General features: G+C 61.6%; 15 protein-coding genes (1 of these 15 running past the window's edge). 12 read left to right on the plus strand and 3 right to left on the minus strand.

The window, feature by feature from the left end:
- Positions 1-101: 101 nt before the first annotated feature.
- Both FFM53_RS15595 and FFM53_RS15600 read left to right on the plus strand, forming a co-directional pair.
- Complete coding sequence (locus FFM53_RS15595; RefSeq protein ID WP_003543245.1) at positions 102-419, plus strand: hypothetical protein; 318 nt, start codon at positions 102-104, stop codon at positions 417-419.
- A 74-nt stretch (positions 420-493) separates the two neighbouring features.
- Complete coding sequence (locus FFM53_RS15600; RefSeq protein WP_138332020.1) at positions 494-661, plus strand: Flp family type IVb pilin; 168 nt, start codon at positions 494-496, stop codon at positions 659-661.
- A 15-nt stretch (positions 662-676) separates the two neighbouring features.
- On the opposite strand, the gene FFM53_RS15605 is transcribed toward FFM53_RS15600, so the two are convergent.
- Entirely contained in the window at positions 677-1,561 is an 885-nt protein-coding gene (locus FFM53_RS15605; RefSeq protein ID WP_138389575.1) for a methyltransferase domain-containing protein, read from the minus strand.
- 77 nt (positions 1,562-1,638) lie between these two features.
- On the opposite strand from FFM53_RS15605, the gene FFM53_RS15610 reads away from it, so the two are divergent.
- Genes FFM53_RS15610 through FFM53_RS15625 form a run of 4 tightly spaced genes read left to right on the plus strand, consistent with a single transcriptional unit; the run spans position 1,639 to position 3,997 of the window.
- Positions 1,639-2,415 carry a ComF family protein gene (locus FFM53_RS15610; RefSeq protein WP_138331669.1) on the plus strand — a complete coding sequence of 259 codons (777 nt, stop codon included), beginning with the start codon at positions 1,639-1,641 and terminating at the stop codon, positions 2,413-2,415.
- Between the two features lie 31 nt (positions 2,416-2,446).
- On the plus strand, positions 2,447-2,704 hold the full coding sequence (gene grxC, locus FFM53_RS15615) for a glutaredoxin 3 (protein WP_062941150.1): 258 nt from the start codon (positions 2,447-2,449) through the stop codon (positions 2,702-2,704).
- Between the two features lie 10 nt (positions 2,705-2,714).
- Positions 2,715-3,572 (plus strand): carbon-nitrogen hydrolase family protein, encoded by an 858-nt coding sequence (locus FFM53_RS15620; RefSeq protein ID WP_138331668.1) that lies wholly within the window; start codon positions 2,715-2,717, stop codon positions 3,570-3,572.
- Positions 3,569-3,997, plus strand: coding sequence for a DUF1178 family protein (locus FFM53_RS15625; protein ID WP_138331667.1), 429 nt, complete (start codon positions 3,569-3,571; stop codon positions 3,995-3,997). The genes FFM53_RS15620 and FFM53_RS15625 overlap by 4 nt, the downstream gene beginning before the upstream one ends.
- Before the next feature lie 80 nt (positions 3,998-4,077).
- On the opposite strand, the gene ubiG is transcribed toward FFM53_RS15625, so the two are convergent.
- On the minus strand, positions 4,078-4,824 hold the full coding sequence (gene ubiG / locus FFM53_RS15630) for a bifunctional 2-polyprenyl-6-hydroxyphenol methylase/3-demethylubiquinol 3-O-methyltransferase UbiG (protein ID WP_138389576.1): 747 nt from the start codon (positions 4,822-4,824) through the stop codon (positions 4,078-4,080).
- A gap of 298 nt (positions 4,825-5,122) precedes the next feature.
- On the opposite strand from ubiG, the gene FFM53_RS15635 reads away from it, so the two are divergent.
- From FFM53_RS15635 to clpB, 6 genes are all read left to right on the plus strand, one after another.
- Positions 5,123-6,397, plus strand: a complete 1,275-nt coding sequence (locus FFM53_RS15635; protein WP_011653679.1) for an aspartate kinase — start codon at positions 5,123-5,125, stop codon at positions 6,395-6,397.
- Positions 6,398-6,485: 88 nt separating this feature from the next.
- Entirely contained in the window at positions 6,486-8,753 is a 2,268-nt protein-coding gene (ptsP, locus tag FFM53_RS15640) for a phosphoenolpyruvate--protein phosphotransferase (protein ID WP_138331665.1), read from the plus strand.
- A 29-nt stretch (positions 8,754-8,782) separates the two neighbouring features.
- Positions 8,783-9,862: a peptide chain release factor 1 gene (gene prfA / locus FFM53_RS15645; protein ID WP_138331664.1), complete on the plus strand. Its 1,080-nt coding sequence runs from the start codon at positions 8,783-8,785 to the stop codon at positions 9,860-9,862.
- A complete protein-coding gene (gene prmC / locus FFM53_RS15650) occupies positions 9,859-10,719 on the plus strand; it encodes a peptide chain release factor N(5)-glutamine methyltransferase (protein WP_138331663.1) in 861 nt (286 codons plus the stop codon). Before prfA ends, prmC begins: the two co-directional genes overlap by 4 nt.
- A 342-nt stretch (positions 10,720-11,061) precedes the next feature.
- A complete protein-coding gene (locus FFM53_RS15655; RefSeq protein WP_018069201.1) occupies positions 11,062-11,829 on the plus strand; it encodes a DUF4167 domain-containing protein in 768 nt (255 codons plus the stop codon).
- Positions 11,830-12,081: 252 nt separating this feature from the next.
- Positions 12,082-14,682 (plus strand): ATP-dependent chaperone ClpB, encoded by a 2,601-nt coding sequence (gene clpB, locus FFM53_RS15660; RefSeq protein WP_138389577.1) that lies wholly within the window; start codon positions 12,082-12,084, stop codon positions 14,680-14,682.
- Between the two features lie 98 nt (positions 14,683-14,780).
- Here the strand turns inward: clpB and FFM53_RS15665 are convergent, their stop codons facing one another.
- On the minus strand, positions 14,781-16,281 hold the 3' portion of the coding sequence (locus FFM53_RS15665) for a M23 family metallopeptidase (protein ID WP_033182109.1). It continues 440 nt past the right edge of the window; 1,501 of the gene's 1,941 nt are visible here — the last part of the coding sequence; the start codon falls outside the window, past its right edge; the stop codon is at positions 14,781-14,783.

A 16,281-nucleotide genomic window follows, 5' to 3' on the forward strand; every position in this document is an offset into this window, starting at 1 on the left:
ACCATTTTCGGCTGTGGATATTAATGGATCGTTTAACACCTTCTGCCAAAGATCGGCCTCAATCAAGCATCTGGCGTGCGTGTATTAAAAGGCTTGACCTCATGGACGATGATTTCTGGAAAGCTGTCCGGGAAAAGGAACGGGCCTCGTCTGCTTCGCGCAGGACGGGTGCGCTGAATATCGCCCTCCTGTTCGGCACGGCGGTAGTCGCGCTGACGCTTATCCTGACGCCAATGCTTGCGGATTCCTCGAAGAAAAGCGTCTTTGCCAGTGCTCCGGCGGATTTCGATACGATCACGACGGGATCGATCCCCAAGAGTGAAAGCGGCAAGCGTTATACGATCCGCCGCAGCGTCCTCCAGGATACGCCCGGCTCGGTCTGCGTCGTCCAGGGCTATGGCGTCGGCGCCGGTTGCTGAAAAATGCCGGCCGTCGCCCGATGGTCGTGGAATTGGTCGTTTGCCGTCGGTTTCGCTCAGAGGGTCGCGAAATAATGCGTATTTTGAAAGCATTTCTTGCAGATAACAGAGCTGCGACGGCAATTGAGTATGGCTTGATCGCCGCCCTCATTTGTGGCGCGCTCGTCTCCGGTCTCGGGGTCTTCACCGGCGCCTTGCAAGGCGTCTTCAACGTGATCAATAACAATATGACGGTGAATTGAAGAAGCCGCCGGCCCTCACTGTTTGAGCTTGTGTTCGTCCACCTTCAGTGCATCGGCAAGGCGCGCCTTGGCCGAACCCGGCTTGAGCGGCTTTTGCTGGCTCTCGTGGGCAGCCCATCCCGAGACATAGATGATCGAGAAGGTGGCGCGGATACGTCCGTCGGGATCGGCATAACGTTCGCCGTAGATCTCCGCTGCGCGCAGGAAGAAGGCGCGCGTCAGTGGCATCCGGGCGCGGGCTGCAAGCGGATTGCTCATGCCCATCGCTCTCAGATCCCGCATCAGCGGAAAGAGCGAATCATAGCGCACCGTATAATTCTCCGCATCGATCACCGGCAACGTGAAGCCGGCGCGCTGCATGAGGCTACCGACATCGCGCACATCGGCGAAGGGAATGACACGCGGGCTTGCGCCACCTGTCATCTCGACCTCGGCGGTCAGCAGCACGTCGCGCAGTTCCTGTAACGTGCCGGCGCCGGGGATCGCGGCCAGGAAAAGGCCGTCCGGCTTCAGGGCGCGGCGGATCTGGATGAAGACACCCGGCGTATCGTTGGTCAGATGCAGGCTGAGCGGCGCAAGGATGAGATTGGCCGATTGCGGTTCGAGCGGCACGTCCTCGAGCGGCGCCTCGATCAAGATTTCGTCCGGCCCGGCATAGGCCTTCTCGCTTTCAACGCGGATCATCGTACCGATCTTGCCCGTTGCCAGCGCCGCCCGGGCGGCAGCACCGGTCGCGCCATGCAGTTCGACGGCGGTCCCGAAAGTCCGCTCGACCACGGAAAGCCTTTCGCCCATTTCCTCAGCGGCGATGTCGAGCAGGAAGGCGGCTTTCGGATCGTTGTTGGCAAGCGCGCGATGGCGATGTGCGGCGATCAGGGCTCTGTCGAAGATCGTTTCCATGGCGATGTCCTTAGTCCCGCGCCGCCCGTGCGGCAAGACGATTTTCCTTTCGTGGAGAACGCGCTAGTCTCTGCGGCATGGGGCCAATCGAATTGAAAAGACCGGCAGAATTCTTGCGCACGCATCTCTTGCGGCCGTTTTCGGCGCTTGCCGATTTTTTCTATCCGCCGGCCTGTTCCGTCTGCGGCATTTCGACCGGCGGCCATCGCGGGCTCTGCGCGAAATGCTGGTCCGGTATCCGCTTCATCGAGCGGCCCTATTGCGAGGTGCTCGGCATTCCCTTCTCGCATGATCTCGGCACCGGGATACTCAGCGCCGAGGCGATCGCCAACCCGCCGCCCTTCGACCGGCTGCGGTCGGCTGCGACCCACGACCATGCAGTCCGCGATCTCGTCCATGGGCTGAAATATCGCGATCGCACCGATCTGGCGCCGATGATGGCAGCCTGGATGCTGCGTGCTTCCGACGGGACGGTCGAAAGCTGCGATGCGCTGATCCCGGTGCCGCTGCACCGTAGCCGTATGCTGGCGCGCAAGTTCAACCAGGCAGCCGAGCTGGCCCGCCATATGGCAAGGCTCTCGGGCAAGCCGCTGCTGGCCGCCACGCTTATGCGCGTCAAGCGCACCAGCCAGCAGGTCGGCCTTGGCGCCAAGGCGCGCGAAGACAATGTCAGGGGCGCTTTTGCGATCGCCAAGGGTAGCGAAAACGACATTTTCGGCAAGCGCATCGTCCTTATCGACGACGTCTATACAACAGGGGCGACGGTTGCCGCGGCAAGCCGGACGCTGCGCAAGGCGGGTGCGGCCGACATAACGGTTTTGACCTTTGCAAGGGCTCTCTCCGAGCCTATATGACAGAAATACCCGGCATCGGTCTGGAGAGATTATGGTACCCGTCACAATCTATACACGGCAGTTCTGCGGCTATTGCACCCGCGCCAAGTCCCTTCTCGAAGAAAAGGGTGTCGAATATGTCGAGCACGACGCGACCTTTTCGCCGGATCTTCGCCAGGAGATGATCGGCAAGTCGAACGGCCGTGCCACTTTTCCGCAGATCTTCATCGGCGCCGATCATGTCGGCGGTTGCGACGATCTCTTTGCGCTCGATCGGGCCGGCAAGCTCGACCCGATGCTGGCAGCCTGAGGTAGAACCGATGAGCTTCAAGGCCGCCGTCGTCCAGATGTGTTCCGGGGTCGATCCGGTGAAGAATGCCGCCGCCATGGCGCGGCTGGTGCGCGAGGCCGCTGGCCAGGGCGCGACCTATGTACAGACGCCCGAGATGACCGGCATGCTGCAGCGCGACCGTGCGGCCGCACGCGCCGTGCTCGCCGACGAGGCGCATGACATTATCGTCAAGACCGGCTCAGAGCTCGCCAGGGAACTCGGCATCCACATGCATGTCGGTTCGACGGCGATCGCCCTTGCCGACGGCAAGATCGCCAATCGCGGCTTCCTCTTCGGTCCCGACGGCAGGATCCTCAATCGTTACGACAAGATTCATATGTTCGATGTCGACCTCGACAATGGCGAGAGCTGGCGTGAAAGTGCCGCCTATACAGCCGGCTCGGAGGCCCGCGTCCTGTCGCTGCCCTTTGCCGAAATGGGCTTTGCGATCTGCTATGACGTGCGGTTTCCCGCACTCTTTCGCGCCCAGGCGGTTGCCGGCGCCGAGGTGATGACTGTTCCTGCCGCCTTCACCAAGCAGACCGGCGAGGCGCATTGGGAGATCCTGCTCAGGGCACGCGCGATCGAGAACGGTGTCTTCGTCATCGCCGCCGCGCAGGCCGGCCGGCATGAGGATGGGCGCGAGACCTTCGGCCATTCGATGATCGTCGATCCCTGGGGCATGGTGCTGGCGTCGGCCGGCGCCACCGGTGAGGCGGTTATCGTCGCCGAGATCGATCCCACCGCGGTCAAGGCCGCGCATGACAAGATCCCGAACCTGAGGAATGGCCGGGAATTCTCGGTCGAGAAGATTGCGGGGGCAGTCGCCGGAGGCGTCGCCGCTTGATCCGCTATTCCCTCACCTGTGACAATGCCCATGAATTCGAAGGTTGGTTTTCGGAAAGCGCCGATTTTGATCGTCAGATCGAAACCGGTTTTCTGACCTGCCCGGTCTGTCATTCCGCCGCCATTTCGAAGCTGTTGATGGCGCCTTCGGTGTCGACCGCGCGGAAGAAGGACGAGAGGCAGACGCTGGCGATGAATGCCATGCGTCAGGAGGCCCTGCAAAAGCTCAAAGAAGCCGTCGCTGCGGTCAAGGCCAATTCCGAGGACGTCGGCACGCAGTTTCCCGAGGAAGCCCGCAAGATCCATTACGGCGAGGCGGATGCCCGCGGCATCATCGGCCAGGCGACGGTCGACGAGGCGCAGGCGCTCTTGGAAGAGGGCATCGAGATCGCAGCCATTCCCGTCTTGCCGGAAGACGTGAACTGACATGAAGTTCACGCCGCTTGCTGTCCATGATTTCAGCCTGCGTGTCGCGCTGAAAATAGCCGGCTTATTGATGGCGGGAGCTATGCCGGCCGCTTCGCCAGCAGCATATAATTTACGTCCATATCCTTGGACAGGTTCCACTGGTTCGACAGCGGATTGAAGAAGACGCCGGTGCGGTCGGTGATCTCAAGGCCGCTTGCCACCAGCGGCTTTTCCAGCTCTTCCGGGCGTACCAGCTTTTCATACTGATGCGTTCCGCGCGGCAGCCAGCGCAGAATGTTCTCGGCGGCGAAGATGGCAAGCGCTGCCGCCTTCATCGTTCGGTTGATGGTGGCAACGAAGATCAGGCCGCCGGGGCGGACCATTTTTGCGCAGGTCGTCATGAAGAATTCGACATCGGCGACGTGCTCCACCACTTCCATATTCAAGACGATATCGAAGGTCTCGCCAGCCTCAGCGAGCTCTTCGGCGGTGACGGCGCGATAGTTGACCGAAACGCCGGAGGCCTTGGCATGGGTGGAGGCGATGCCAATATTCTTCTCGGACGGATCGGCGCCGACGACCGAGGCGCCCATGCGGGCGACAGGTTCGGACAACAGACCGCCGCCGCAGCCGATATCCAGCACGCGCAGACCCTCCAGCGGGCGTGCGCTTTTTGGATCACGGCTGAAATTCTCGCAGGCCTTGTCGCGGATATAGGCGAGCCGGACGGGATTGAACTTGTGCAGTGGTTTGAACTTGCCGGTCGGGCTCCACCATTCCGCCGCCATCGCCGAGAAGCGGTCCACTTCGCCCTGGTCGATCGTGCTTTTGGCGCCTTCCGTCATCGTCCACTCCTTCATTCGTGACATGTGAAGTCGGATGATCGGGGGCATAAGTCAAGGGGCGCGGATCAGGGGATTGGCGAGTGCGGAACCGCTCACCAATAGCTTTTGTCGCGTGCGCTTGCCTCCCCTCGCCAAACTCGCTAAGAGACGCCGCAACTTGGGGCCTTTGGGGCCTGGGCTTTTAGAGCGGTTCCAGAAGTTGGGAATCCGGCTCTCTGGCCCAAGCGGTCTGCCCCAGAGCTTTCGTGATGCCGGGTCCGGTTTTCCGCTTTCCCGGCGCCAGTCGTGGTAGAGGCATATGGCACGCATCGTAATGAAATTCGGCGGCACGTCCGTCGCTGACCTGGACCGCATCAAGAATGTTGCCCGCCACGTAAAACGCGAAGTCGATGCCGGGCACGAGGTGGCGGTGGTCGTCTCGGCCATGTCCGGCAAGACCAATGAACTGGTCGGCTGGGTCCAGGGCACGCCGAAGGTGATCGGCGCCAATTCTCCATTTTACGATGCGCGGGAATATGATGCGGTGGTCGCCTCCGGCGAGCAGGTGACCTCGGGGCTGCTGGCAATCGCATTGCAGGCGATGGATATCAATGCGCGTTCCTGGCAGGGATGGCAGATCCCGATCCGCACCGACAATGCGCATGGCGCGGCACGGATCATGGAGATTGACGGCTCAGACATCGTCAAGCGGATGGGCGAGGGGCAGGTCGCCGTCATCTCCGGCTTCCAGGGGCTGGGACCCGACAACCGGATCGCGACGCTCGGACGCGGCGGATCGGACACTTCAGCCGTCGCAATCGCGGCAGCTGTCAAGGCGGATCGCTGCGATATCTATACTGATGTCGACGGCGTCTACACGACCGACCCGCGCATCGTGCCGAAGGCGCGCAGGCTGAAGAAGATCGCCTTCGAGGAAATGCTGGAAATGGCCTCGCTCGGCGCCAAGGTACTGCAGGTGCGCTCGGTCGAGCTTGCCATGGTACACAAGGTGCGCACCTTCGTGCGCTCATCATTCGAAGATCCCGATGCTCCGGGCATGGGCGATCTGCTGAACCCGCCCGGAACGCTGATTTGTGACGAGGATGAAATCGTGGAACAGGAAGTAGTCACCGGCATCGCCTATGCCAAGGATGAGGCTCAGATCTCGCTTCGCCGTCTTGCCGATCGGCCGGGCGTCTCCGCGGCGATCTTCGGGCCGCTCGCCGAATCCCATATTAATGTCGACATGATCGTCCAGAATATTTCCGAGGACGGGTCGAAGACAGACATGACCTTCACCGTGCCGTCAGGCGACGTCGAGAAGGCGATCAAGGTGCTCGGCGACCATAAGGAGAAGATCGGCTACGACGTCGTGCAGAACGAATCGGGGCTGGTGAAAGTATCGGTCATCGGCATCGGCATGCGCAGCCACGCGGGCGTTGCCGCTACCGCATTTCGTGCACTTGCCGAAAAAGGCATCAACATCAAGGCGATCACCACCTCCGAGATCAAGATTTCCATCCTGATCGACGGTCCCTATGCAGAACTCGCTGTCAGGACTTTGCATTCCTGCTACGGTCTGGATAAGAATTGATTCCCAGCGGGCGGCCTGCCCCTTCAGGTTGAGGAGATGAGGCCGGCCCGCCGGGACTAAGTGCGTTGTTTCGGGAGCTTGAGACGCCATGAGAGACCTTTCCGGCGGTCCGCGCGTGCTGCTCAGGCGGCTGCGCGAGTTGATGGCGGAGCCGCTGGAGCCGCAGGATCGTCTTGACCGGATCGTCCGCCAGATCGCCGGCAACATGGTGGCGGAGGTTTGCTCCGTCTATGTGCTGCGCGCCGACGGCGTCCTCGAACTCTACGCGACCGAAGGCCTCAACCGCGAGGCCGTGCATCTGGCGCAATTGAAGATGGGGCAGGGCCTGGTCGGCACCATCGCGGCCTCGGCCCAGCCGTTGAACCTTTCCGACGCGCAGTCGCATCCTGCGTTCCGCTACCTGCCGGAAACGGGTGAAGAAATCTACCATTCCTTCCTCGGCGTGCCGATCCTCAGGACCGGGCGCTCGCTTGGCGTTCTCGTCGTGCAGAACAAGGCAAGCCGCAACTATCGCGAGGAAGAGCTAGAAGCGCTCGAGACGACGGCGATGGTGCTGGCAGAGATGATCGCCACCGGTGAGCTCAAGAAGATCACCAAGCCGGGCCTCGAACTCGACCTGACGCGTTCGGTCACCGTCGACGGCGATACTTATAATGACGGCATCGGCCTCGGTTACGTCGTGCTGCACGAGCCGCGCATCGTCGTCACCAATCTGCTGAACGAGGATGCCGAGAAGGAAATCCGGCGGCTGGCCGAAGCCATGGGCTCGCTCAGGATCTCGATCGACGATATGCTGTCGCGCCGTGACGTCTCGATGGAAGGCGAACATCGCGAGGTGCTCGAAACCTATCGCATGTTCGCCCATGACCAGGGCTGGGTGCGCAAGCTCGAGGAGGCGATCCGCAACGGCCTGACGGCGGAAGCAGCAGTCGAGAAGGTGCAAAGCGACACCAAGGCGCGGATGATGCGGTTGACCGACCCTTATCTGCGCGAACGCATGCATGATTTCGAGGATCTGGCGAATCGGCTGCTCAGACAGTTGACCGGTTATACCGGCCGGACGACCGGCGAAGGTTTCCCCAGCGATGCGATCATCCTGGCGCGCGCCATGGGAGCAGCCGAACTGCTCGATTATCCGCGTTCCAATGTCCGCGGGCTAGTGCTGGAAGAAGGGGCGGTAACGAGCCATGTGGTGATCGTCGCGCGCGCCATGGGCATTCCGGTCATCGGTCAGGCAGCGGGCGTGGTGGCGCTCGCCGAGAACGGCGATGCGGTGATCATCGACGCCGACGAGGGACATGTGCATCTGCGGCCGATGGCCGATCACCGGCGTTCCTACGAGGAAAAGGTTCGCTTCCGCGCCAGGCGGCAGGAGCAGTTCCGGGCGCTGCGTGCCGTCGAGCCGGTGACCAAGGATGGGCAGCGGATCGCGCTGATGATGAATGCCGGCCTGCTGGTCGACCTGCCGCAGCTTTCGGAATCGGGCGCCGAGGGCATCGGCCTGTTCCGCACCGAGCTGCAGTTCATGATCGCCTCCACCATGCCGAAGGCGGAGGAGCAGGAGCAGTTCTATCGCAATGTGATAAAGCAGGCGGCGGGCCGCACCGTCACCTTCCGTACGCTCGATATCGGCGGCGACAAGGTGGTGCCCTATTTCCGCGGCCATGAGGAAGAAAATCCCGCACTTGGCTGGCGCGCCATCCGGCTGTCGCTCGACCGGCCGGGATTGTTGCGCACCCAGTTGCGCGCCCTGCTGAAGGCATCGGCCGACACCGAGCTGAAGCTGATGGTGCCGATGGTGACCGAGGTTTCCGAGCTGAAGATGGTGCGTGAGCTCTTGCAGAAGGAAGTGCAGCATCTGTCGCGCTTCGGCCACGGGCTGCCGCGCAAGCTGCAATTCGGCGCGATGCTGGAGGTGCCGGCACTGCTTTGGCAGCTCGACGAGCTGATGGAGGCGGTCGATTTCGTCTCGGTCGGTTCGAACGATCTCTTCCAGTTCTCGATGGCGGTCGATCGCGGCAATGCGCGGGTCTCGGACCGCTTCGATCCGCTCGGCAAGCCGTTCTTGCGCATCCTGCGCGATATCGTGCGGGGGGCGGAGCGGAACAAGACGCCGGTGACGCTCTGTGGCGAGCTCGCCAGCAAACCGATCTCGGCGATGGCGCTGCTCGGTATCGGCTTCCGCTCGATCTCGATGTCGCCGGCCTCGATCGGACCGGTGAAGGCGATGCTGCTCGGGCTCGACGTCGGGGCGCTGACGAAGGCGATGGATGAGGTGCTGGACGATCACCACGCCTTGATGCCGATGCGCGAAGTGCTTGCCCGCTTCGCCGAGAGCCACAATATTCCCCTTTAGACAGAGATTAAGAAGAATCGGAGTGAAGGGTGGCGAAGCTTCCCGTTGAAAAGATGCGCGAGCTGGAACGTCGTTTCGGCGAGATCGAGGCGCGCATGTCGGCTGGCCCGGCTGCCGATGTCTATGTGAAGCTCGCATCCGAATATTCCGAGCTGCAGCCGGTCGTGACGAAGATCCGCGTCTATGAAAAGGCGGTCGCCGAGCTTGCCGATCTCGAAACGCTGCTCGAGGACAGGTCGGTCGACCGCGAAATGCGCGACCTCGCCGAGCTGGAGCTGCCCGATGTGAAAGAGCAGATCGAGTCGCTCGAGCAGGAGATGCAGATCCTGCTTCTGCCGAAGGATGCAGCCGACGAAAAGAGTGCGATCCTCGAAATCCGAGCCGGCACGGGCGGCTCGGAAGCGGCTCTTTTCGCCGGCGATCTCTTTCGCATGTATGAGCGCTTTGCGGCGGAAAAGGGCTGGAAGGTGGAGGTGCTCTCGGCAAGTGAGGGCGAAGCCGGCGGCTACAAGGAAATCATCGCGACGATCACCGGCAGGGGGGTCTTTGCCAAGCTGAAATTCGAATCCGGCGTGCATCGCGTGCAACGCGTGCCGGAAACCGAGGCGGGTGGGCGTATCCATACGTCGGCCGCAACGGTTGCGGTGCTGCCGGAGGCCGAGGAAATCGACATCGAGATCCGGGCCGAAGACATCCGCATCGACACGATGCGCTCTTCGGGTGCTGGCGGCCAGCACGTCAATACGACGGACTCGGCAGTGCGCATCACCCACCTGCCGAGCGGCATCGTCGTCACCAGTTCGGAAAAATCGCAACACCAAAATCGCGCCAAGGCGATGCAGGTGCTGCGCTCCAGGCTTTATGATGCCGAGCGGCAGAGGGCCGATAGCGAGCGCTCTGCCGATCGCAAGAGTCAGGTCGGCTCCGGCGACCGCTCGGAACGTATCCGTACCTATAATTTCCCGCAGGGGCGGGTGACGGACCATCGCATCAATCTGACGCTCTATAAGCTCGACCGGATGATGGAAGGCGAGATCGAGGAGGTTGTCGACGCGCTGATGGCTGATTACCAGGCGAGCCAGCTGGCGCAGCTCGGCGAGCAACAATGAGCTCGACGGTCGCCGATATGCTTGCCGATGCGCGCCGCCGCTTCACCGAAGCAGGTATCGTCGACCCGGCGACCGATGCGCGGCTGCTTGTCGCGGGTCTTCTGACACTGTCGCCGACCGAGCTGTTGACGCGATCGGCCGAAAGGCTTTCTGCCGAGCAGGCCGAAGTGATTTTCAAGGCGCTGGAGCGGCGGCTTGGTCATGAGCCGGTGCATCGCATTCTCGGCGAGCGTGAATTCTACGGCCTGCCGCTTCGGCTCTCGGCTGAAACGCTGGAACCGCGGCCGGATACGGAAATCCTGGTCGATACGGTTCTCGTCTATCTCAAAGACCTTGCAAAGGCGCAAAACCGTCTCCATATCCTTGACATGGGAACCGGGACCGGGGCGATATGCCTTGCGCTTTTGAGCGAATGTCCTCATGCATCAGGTGTCGGCAGCGACATATCGGCGGATGCACTTTTGACGGCAAGATCGAATGCAGAAAGAAACGGGTTGCAGGATCGTTTTGAGGCCGTACAGTCAAGTTGGTTCGAGGACATCCAGGGATCCTTTCACGCGATTGTCTCAAATCCGCCCTATATTGCTTCCAATGTCATTCACGATCTCGCTCCCGAAGTGACGAAATTTGATCCGGCGGCGGCTCTGGATGGCGGCCCGGATGGGCTTGACGCTTACAAAGCCATAGCCAAGGATGCGGCAAGGTTCATCAGGCCCGATGGGGTCGTCGGACTGGAGATCGGCTACGATCAGCGAAACGACGTGACGGCGATCTTTGAAGCGAAAGGCTTCAGGTGCCTCAAATCCGTGAAAGATTATGGTCAGAACGACAGGGTGCTCGTGTTCGCGCTCGCGTGAAAGACGATAATGCGGCATTGGACGAGACATTATTGTTATTGCGAAGAAAAGGCTTGGATTTCCCGGTGAAGCAATATAGGTTGCGGTCACGTGTTGGGCAGATAGGAATGAACGAGATTCGTTCGGTACTTGGTTTGCCTCGGGGGTCCGCTCTTTTAAACGAGAGTTTCAACGGTTGAACACGACCCAATGCGTGAATCAGTCAAACTGACTTGAGAACCAAGCGGCAGGTCGGCGCAAAGGCGCAGTATGCTCGCGGCACAAAGGTCCTGATCCGGTTTTCCGGTCATGGCGGTTGGTGCCATGTATCCATCACAAACAGAGAATTCAGGTGAACGATCTATGAGGCCAGGACAGCAGAACAAGCGCGGTCGAGGGCGTGGTAACAATAATAACGGCGGCGGTGGCGGCGGTGGAAATAACAATAACAACAATTTCAACCGCAAGGGCGGCAATCCGCTAACCCGGACTTATGACAGCTCCGGCCCCGATGTGAAGATTCGCGGTACTGCGCAGCATATCGCCGAAAAATACGCGCAGCTCGCCCGCGACGCCCAAAGCTCCGGCGACCGCGTGATTGCCGAGAACTATCTCCAGCACGCCGAACATTATAATCGTATCATCGCCAGCGCCCAGGCGCAGATGCAGGAACGCTTCCAGCGCGACGACCGCGGCGAGTATAATGATCGCGACGGTGCGGACCGTGACGGCGACGATATGGACAACAATGACAATGAGAATGACAATGACGGCGACGATGTCGTTATCGTCCAGCCGCCGCAGAGCAGGCCGCACCAGCCGCAACAGAGCAGACAGCACCAGCCGCAGGCACAGCCGAAGCCGGTAGCCGCTCAGGCGCCTGCACCGGCACCCCAGTCCGAGGTCATCGATGGAACCGGCCCTCAGCCGGAGATCGAAGGCATTCCGGCCGAAGTCGCCATGGACGAGGAAGGTGCCGGCGGCCAGCCGCGCGAACGCCAGCCCCGCCGCCGCAGCACCGGCAGCCGTCCCCGGCGCCCGCGTCGCGGTGCTGAGGGCGAAGAAGCCGCCGCTGAAGGCGAGGGTGCCTCTGCCGAGGCGCCGGTGCTGGCTGACGTCGCATCGGAATGAGGATTTCGCTTTCCCTTCAGGGGAGAGCGTGACGTTCATGCCATCTACTCGAATTAGCTTGAAAATCCCCGGCCTTGTGCCGGGGATTTTCATTTTATGGGCTCTTTAAACTCACAGAACAGGCTACCATATTCTCCTCGAACTGCTTCGCCCGAATCCCTTACGGGCCAAGCGCGGCCTGCCTTTTCAGGGGGTCGATCTCAATCATTGGTCTGCGCCTCGTCAGGGCAGGGCGATCCATGGAGGTAGAATATGAATATCGAGAAATATTCGGAGCGGGTGCGCGGTTTCATCCAGTCCGCCCAGACCTATGCGTTGGCGCAGGGTCACCAGCAATTTACGCCGGAACATGTGCTGAAAGTCCTGCTCGACGACGATCAGGGCATGGCGGCGTCGCTGATCGAGCGCGCCGGCGGCGATGCCAAGGCCGCCCGCCTGGCCAATGACGCGGCTCTCGCCAAATTGCCGAAGATCTCCGGCGGCAACGGCAATATCTATCTGGCACAACCACTCGCCAAGGTGCTTTCGACCGCCGAAGAAGCGGCGAAGAAGGCTGGCGACAGCTTCGTCACGGTCGAGCGCCTGCTGCAGGCGCTGGCGATCGAATCCTCGGCCTCGACCTTTTCGACGCTGAAGAACGCAGGCGTGACGGCCCAGGGCCTCAACCAGGTCATCAACGACATCCGCAAGGGTCGGACGGCGGATTCCTCCAATGCCGAGCAGGGTTTCGACTCGCTGAAAAAGTTCGCACGCGATCTCACTGCCGAAGCCCGTGAGGGTAGGCTCGACCCGGTCATCGGCCGCGATGACGAAATCCGCCGCACCATCCAGGTGCTTTCGCGCCGTACCAAGAACAATCCTGTGCTGATCGGAGAACCCGGCGTCGGCAAGACTGCGATCGTCGAGGGCCTGGCGCTGCGCATCGTCAACGGTGACGTGCCGGAATCGCTCAAGGACAAGAAACTGATGGCGCTCGATATGGGCGCGCTGATTGCCGGTGCGAAATACCGCGGCGAATTCGAGGAGCGGCTGAAGGCCGTGCTCAACGAGGTCCAGGCGGAAAACGGCGAGATCATCCTGTTCATCGACGAGATGCATACGCTGGTGGGCGCCGGCAAGGCGGATGGGGCGATGGATGCCTCGAACCTCCTGAAGCCGGCCCTTGCCCGCGGTGAGCTGCATTGCGTCGGCGCGACCACGCTCGACGAATATCGCAAACATGTCGAGAAGGATCCGGCCCTTGCCCGCCGCTTCCAGCCCGTTGTCGTCGACGAACCGACGGTCGAAGACACGATCTCGATCCTGCGCGGCCTGAAGGAAAAATACGAGCAGCATCACAAGGTGCGCATCGCCGATGCGGCGCTGGTGGCGGCTGCGACACTTTCCAACCGCTATATCACCGACCGTTTCCTACCCGACAAGGCGATCGACCTGATGGACGAGGCGGCGGCGCGGTTGCGCATGCAGGTTGATTCCAAGCCGGAAGAACTCGACGAACTCGACCGTCGCATCATGCAGCTGAAGATCGAGCGCGAAGCGCTGAAAAAGGAAACGGACGTCGCGTCCGCCGACCGGCTGAAGCGGCTTGAAACCGAAGTGACCGATCTCGAGGAACAGGCCGATGCGCTGACGGCCCGCTGGCAGGCGGAAAAGCAGAAACTCGGCCTTGCCGCCGATCTCAAGAAGCAGCTCGATGATGCCCGCAACGAACTGGCGATCGCCCAGCGCAAAGGCGAATTCCAGCGTGCCGGCGAGCTGACCTACGGCGTCATTCCCGACCTTGAGAAGCAGCTCGTCGATGCCGAGAAGCAGGATGGCGACCGCGGCGCGATGGTGCAGGAGGTGGTCACCCCCGATAACATCGCCCATGTCGTTTCCCGCTGGACCGGCATTCCGGTCGATAGGATGCTAGAGGGCGAACGCGATAAGCTGCTCCGGATGGAAGACGAACTGGCGAAATCGGTGATCGGCCAGGGCGATGCGGTTCAGGCCGTGTCGCGCGCCGTTCGCCGCGCGCGCGCCGGCCTGCAGGATCCGAACCGGCCGATCGGCTCGTTCATCTTCCTCGGTCCGACCGGCGTCGGCAAGACGGAGCTCACTAAGGCGCTCGCCCGCTTCCTCTTCGACGACGAAACGGCGATGGTGCGCATGGACATGTCGGAATATATGGAGAAGCACTCCGTTGCCCGGCTGATCGGCGCGCCTCCCGGCTACGTCGGTTATGACGAAGGCGGAGCGCTGACGGAAGCCGTGCGCCGCAGGCCCTATCAGGTCGTGCTGTTCGACGAGATCGAAAAGGCGCATCCCGACGTCTTCAACATCCTGCTGCAGGTGCTGGACGATGGACGCTTGACCGACGGTCAGGGCCGGACGGTCGATTTCCGCAACACGATGATCATCATGACCTCGAACCTCGGCGCCGAATATCTGACGCAACTGAGGGACGGCGACGACAGCGACACGGTTCGCGAGCAGGTGATGGAGGTCGTGCGCGGGCATTTCCGGCCGGAATTCCTGAACCGCATCGACGAGATCATTCTGTTCCATCGCCTGAAGCGCGAGGAGATGGGCGCGATCGTCGATATCCAGCTGAAGCGGCTGGTAGCTCTGCTGTCAGAGCGCAAGATCGTCATCGATCTCGACGAGGAAGCCCGCCACTGGCTGGCGAACAAGGGTTACGATCCGGTCTACGGCGCAAGGCCGCTGAAGCGGGTGATCCAGAAGTTCGTGCAGGATCCGCTGGCCGAGCAGATCCTGTCTGGCCAAGTGCCGGATGGATCGACGGTGACGGTGACGAGCGGTTCGGACCGGCTGCAGTTCAGGACGAGGCAGACGGTGAGCGAAGCAGCATAAATAGGTTTGCCGGATGAATGAGAAATGGCGGCTTCGGCCGCCATTTTTTATTGAATGATCGGGGCCGTCTGTTGGAAGGGAAGCAGCGTAGATGGACGCTACTTGCTCGCCACCTGGTCCGGCGTCTGGTTGTTGAGCAGCGTATCGATGCGTTTGCGCTCGTCTTCGAATTTCGCCAGCGCCTCGCCCTGCAGCGATTTGCCGCCCGGCAGGCGGATGCGCAGCGGATCGACCTTGGTGCCGTTGACGATCAGCTCGTAATGCAGGTGAGGGCCGGTGGATTCGCCGGTCGTGCCGACCCAGCCGATCACCTGACCCTGGCGGATCTTGGCACCGGGGACGACGCCCTTGGCGATGGCGCTCTGGTGATTGTAGGAGGATTCATAGCCGTTGGCATGGCGCACGATCGTCTGGTTGCCGTAACCGCCGGAATCCCAGCCGGCTTTTTCGACCGTACCGTTGCCGGCGGCGATGATCGCCGTGCCGCGCGGTGCTGCCCAATCGACGCCGGTGTGCATGCGGGCGAAACCGAGGATCGGGTGGCGGCGCATGCCGAAGCCGGATTTGAAGATGCCGTTCGGAACCGGGTTGCGCAGCAGGAACTGGCGGATGCTCTTGCCGTTCTCGTCGAAATAATCGACCGTGCCGTCGTCGGGGTCCTGGAAACGGTAGAAGCGCGTCTGCGTATCGCCGAAACGGGCGTTGACATAGAGCAGTTCGGAATCCTCGGTCGCCTGACCGGCGCTGTCGGCGACGGAGAAGAAGGCTTCGAGACTGTCGGTCGGCCTCAGCTGCGCCTGGAAATCGACATTGCTGGCGAGCAGCTTGATGATCAGCGCCGTCATATCCTTCGTCATGCCGTAGGAAAGGGCAGCACGATAGATGCCGTCATAGACGCGCGGCAGGTTCTGGCCGGGGGGCGGTGCGAAGGAATTGTCATCGAAGGCGGTGGCGATGGCATCCAGCATCGGCGGCTCGCTGCCGGGCACGTACCTGCCCTTGTCGTCGACGGCCACGGTGACGAGATGGCGCGTGCCGCGATAGACGCTGGCTCGGATGATCTTTGCCTGTTCGCCCTTCTGAATGATGCCGATGCGCAGTACGTCGCCCTTGTCGAGATCACCGGAACCCAGCTGCTGCGCGATATAGCCGGCAATGCCATCGGCATATTGCTGCGGATAGCCTGAATCCGTCAGCGCCTTGGCGATCGGCGTGTCGACGCGCACCGGCAGGATGTCGTCGGCGAATTCTTCGGTCTGCGGCGTGATCGATTCCGATGCGGAGACCGTCATGTTCTGTTCGAGCACGCGGGCGGACAGACCGGCGGTCAGATCGACATCGGCGTCCTCGTTGGAGAAACGACGCGGATCGACGTAATAAAGGGCTGCCAGCTGAGTGTTGCCGTCGGTCAGCACCGAGCCGTTGGAGCGCACATTCTCTTCGACCTCCTCGAGCGACAGGCCGGATGCCATCTGCATGCTGGTCTTGCCGGTCGGGAAGGGAATGGTCTTCAGGCTGACTTCGGATTCGACGTCGGAGCCGTAAAGCGCGCCGGTGCGGCTTTGCGGCGCGGGCTGCGGCTCGTCGGCGGAAAAGATC

Source organism: Rhizobium indicum (genome assembly GCF_005862305.2).
Taxonomy (GTDB): domain Bacteria; phylum Pseudomonadota; class Alphaproteobacteria; order Rhizobiales; family Rhizobiaceae; genus Rhizobium; species Rhizobium indicum.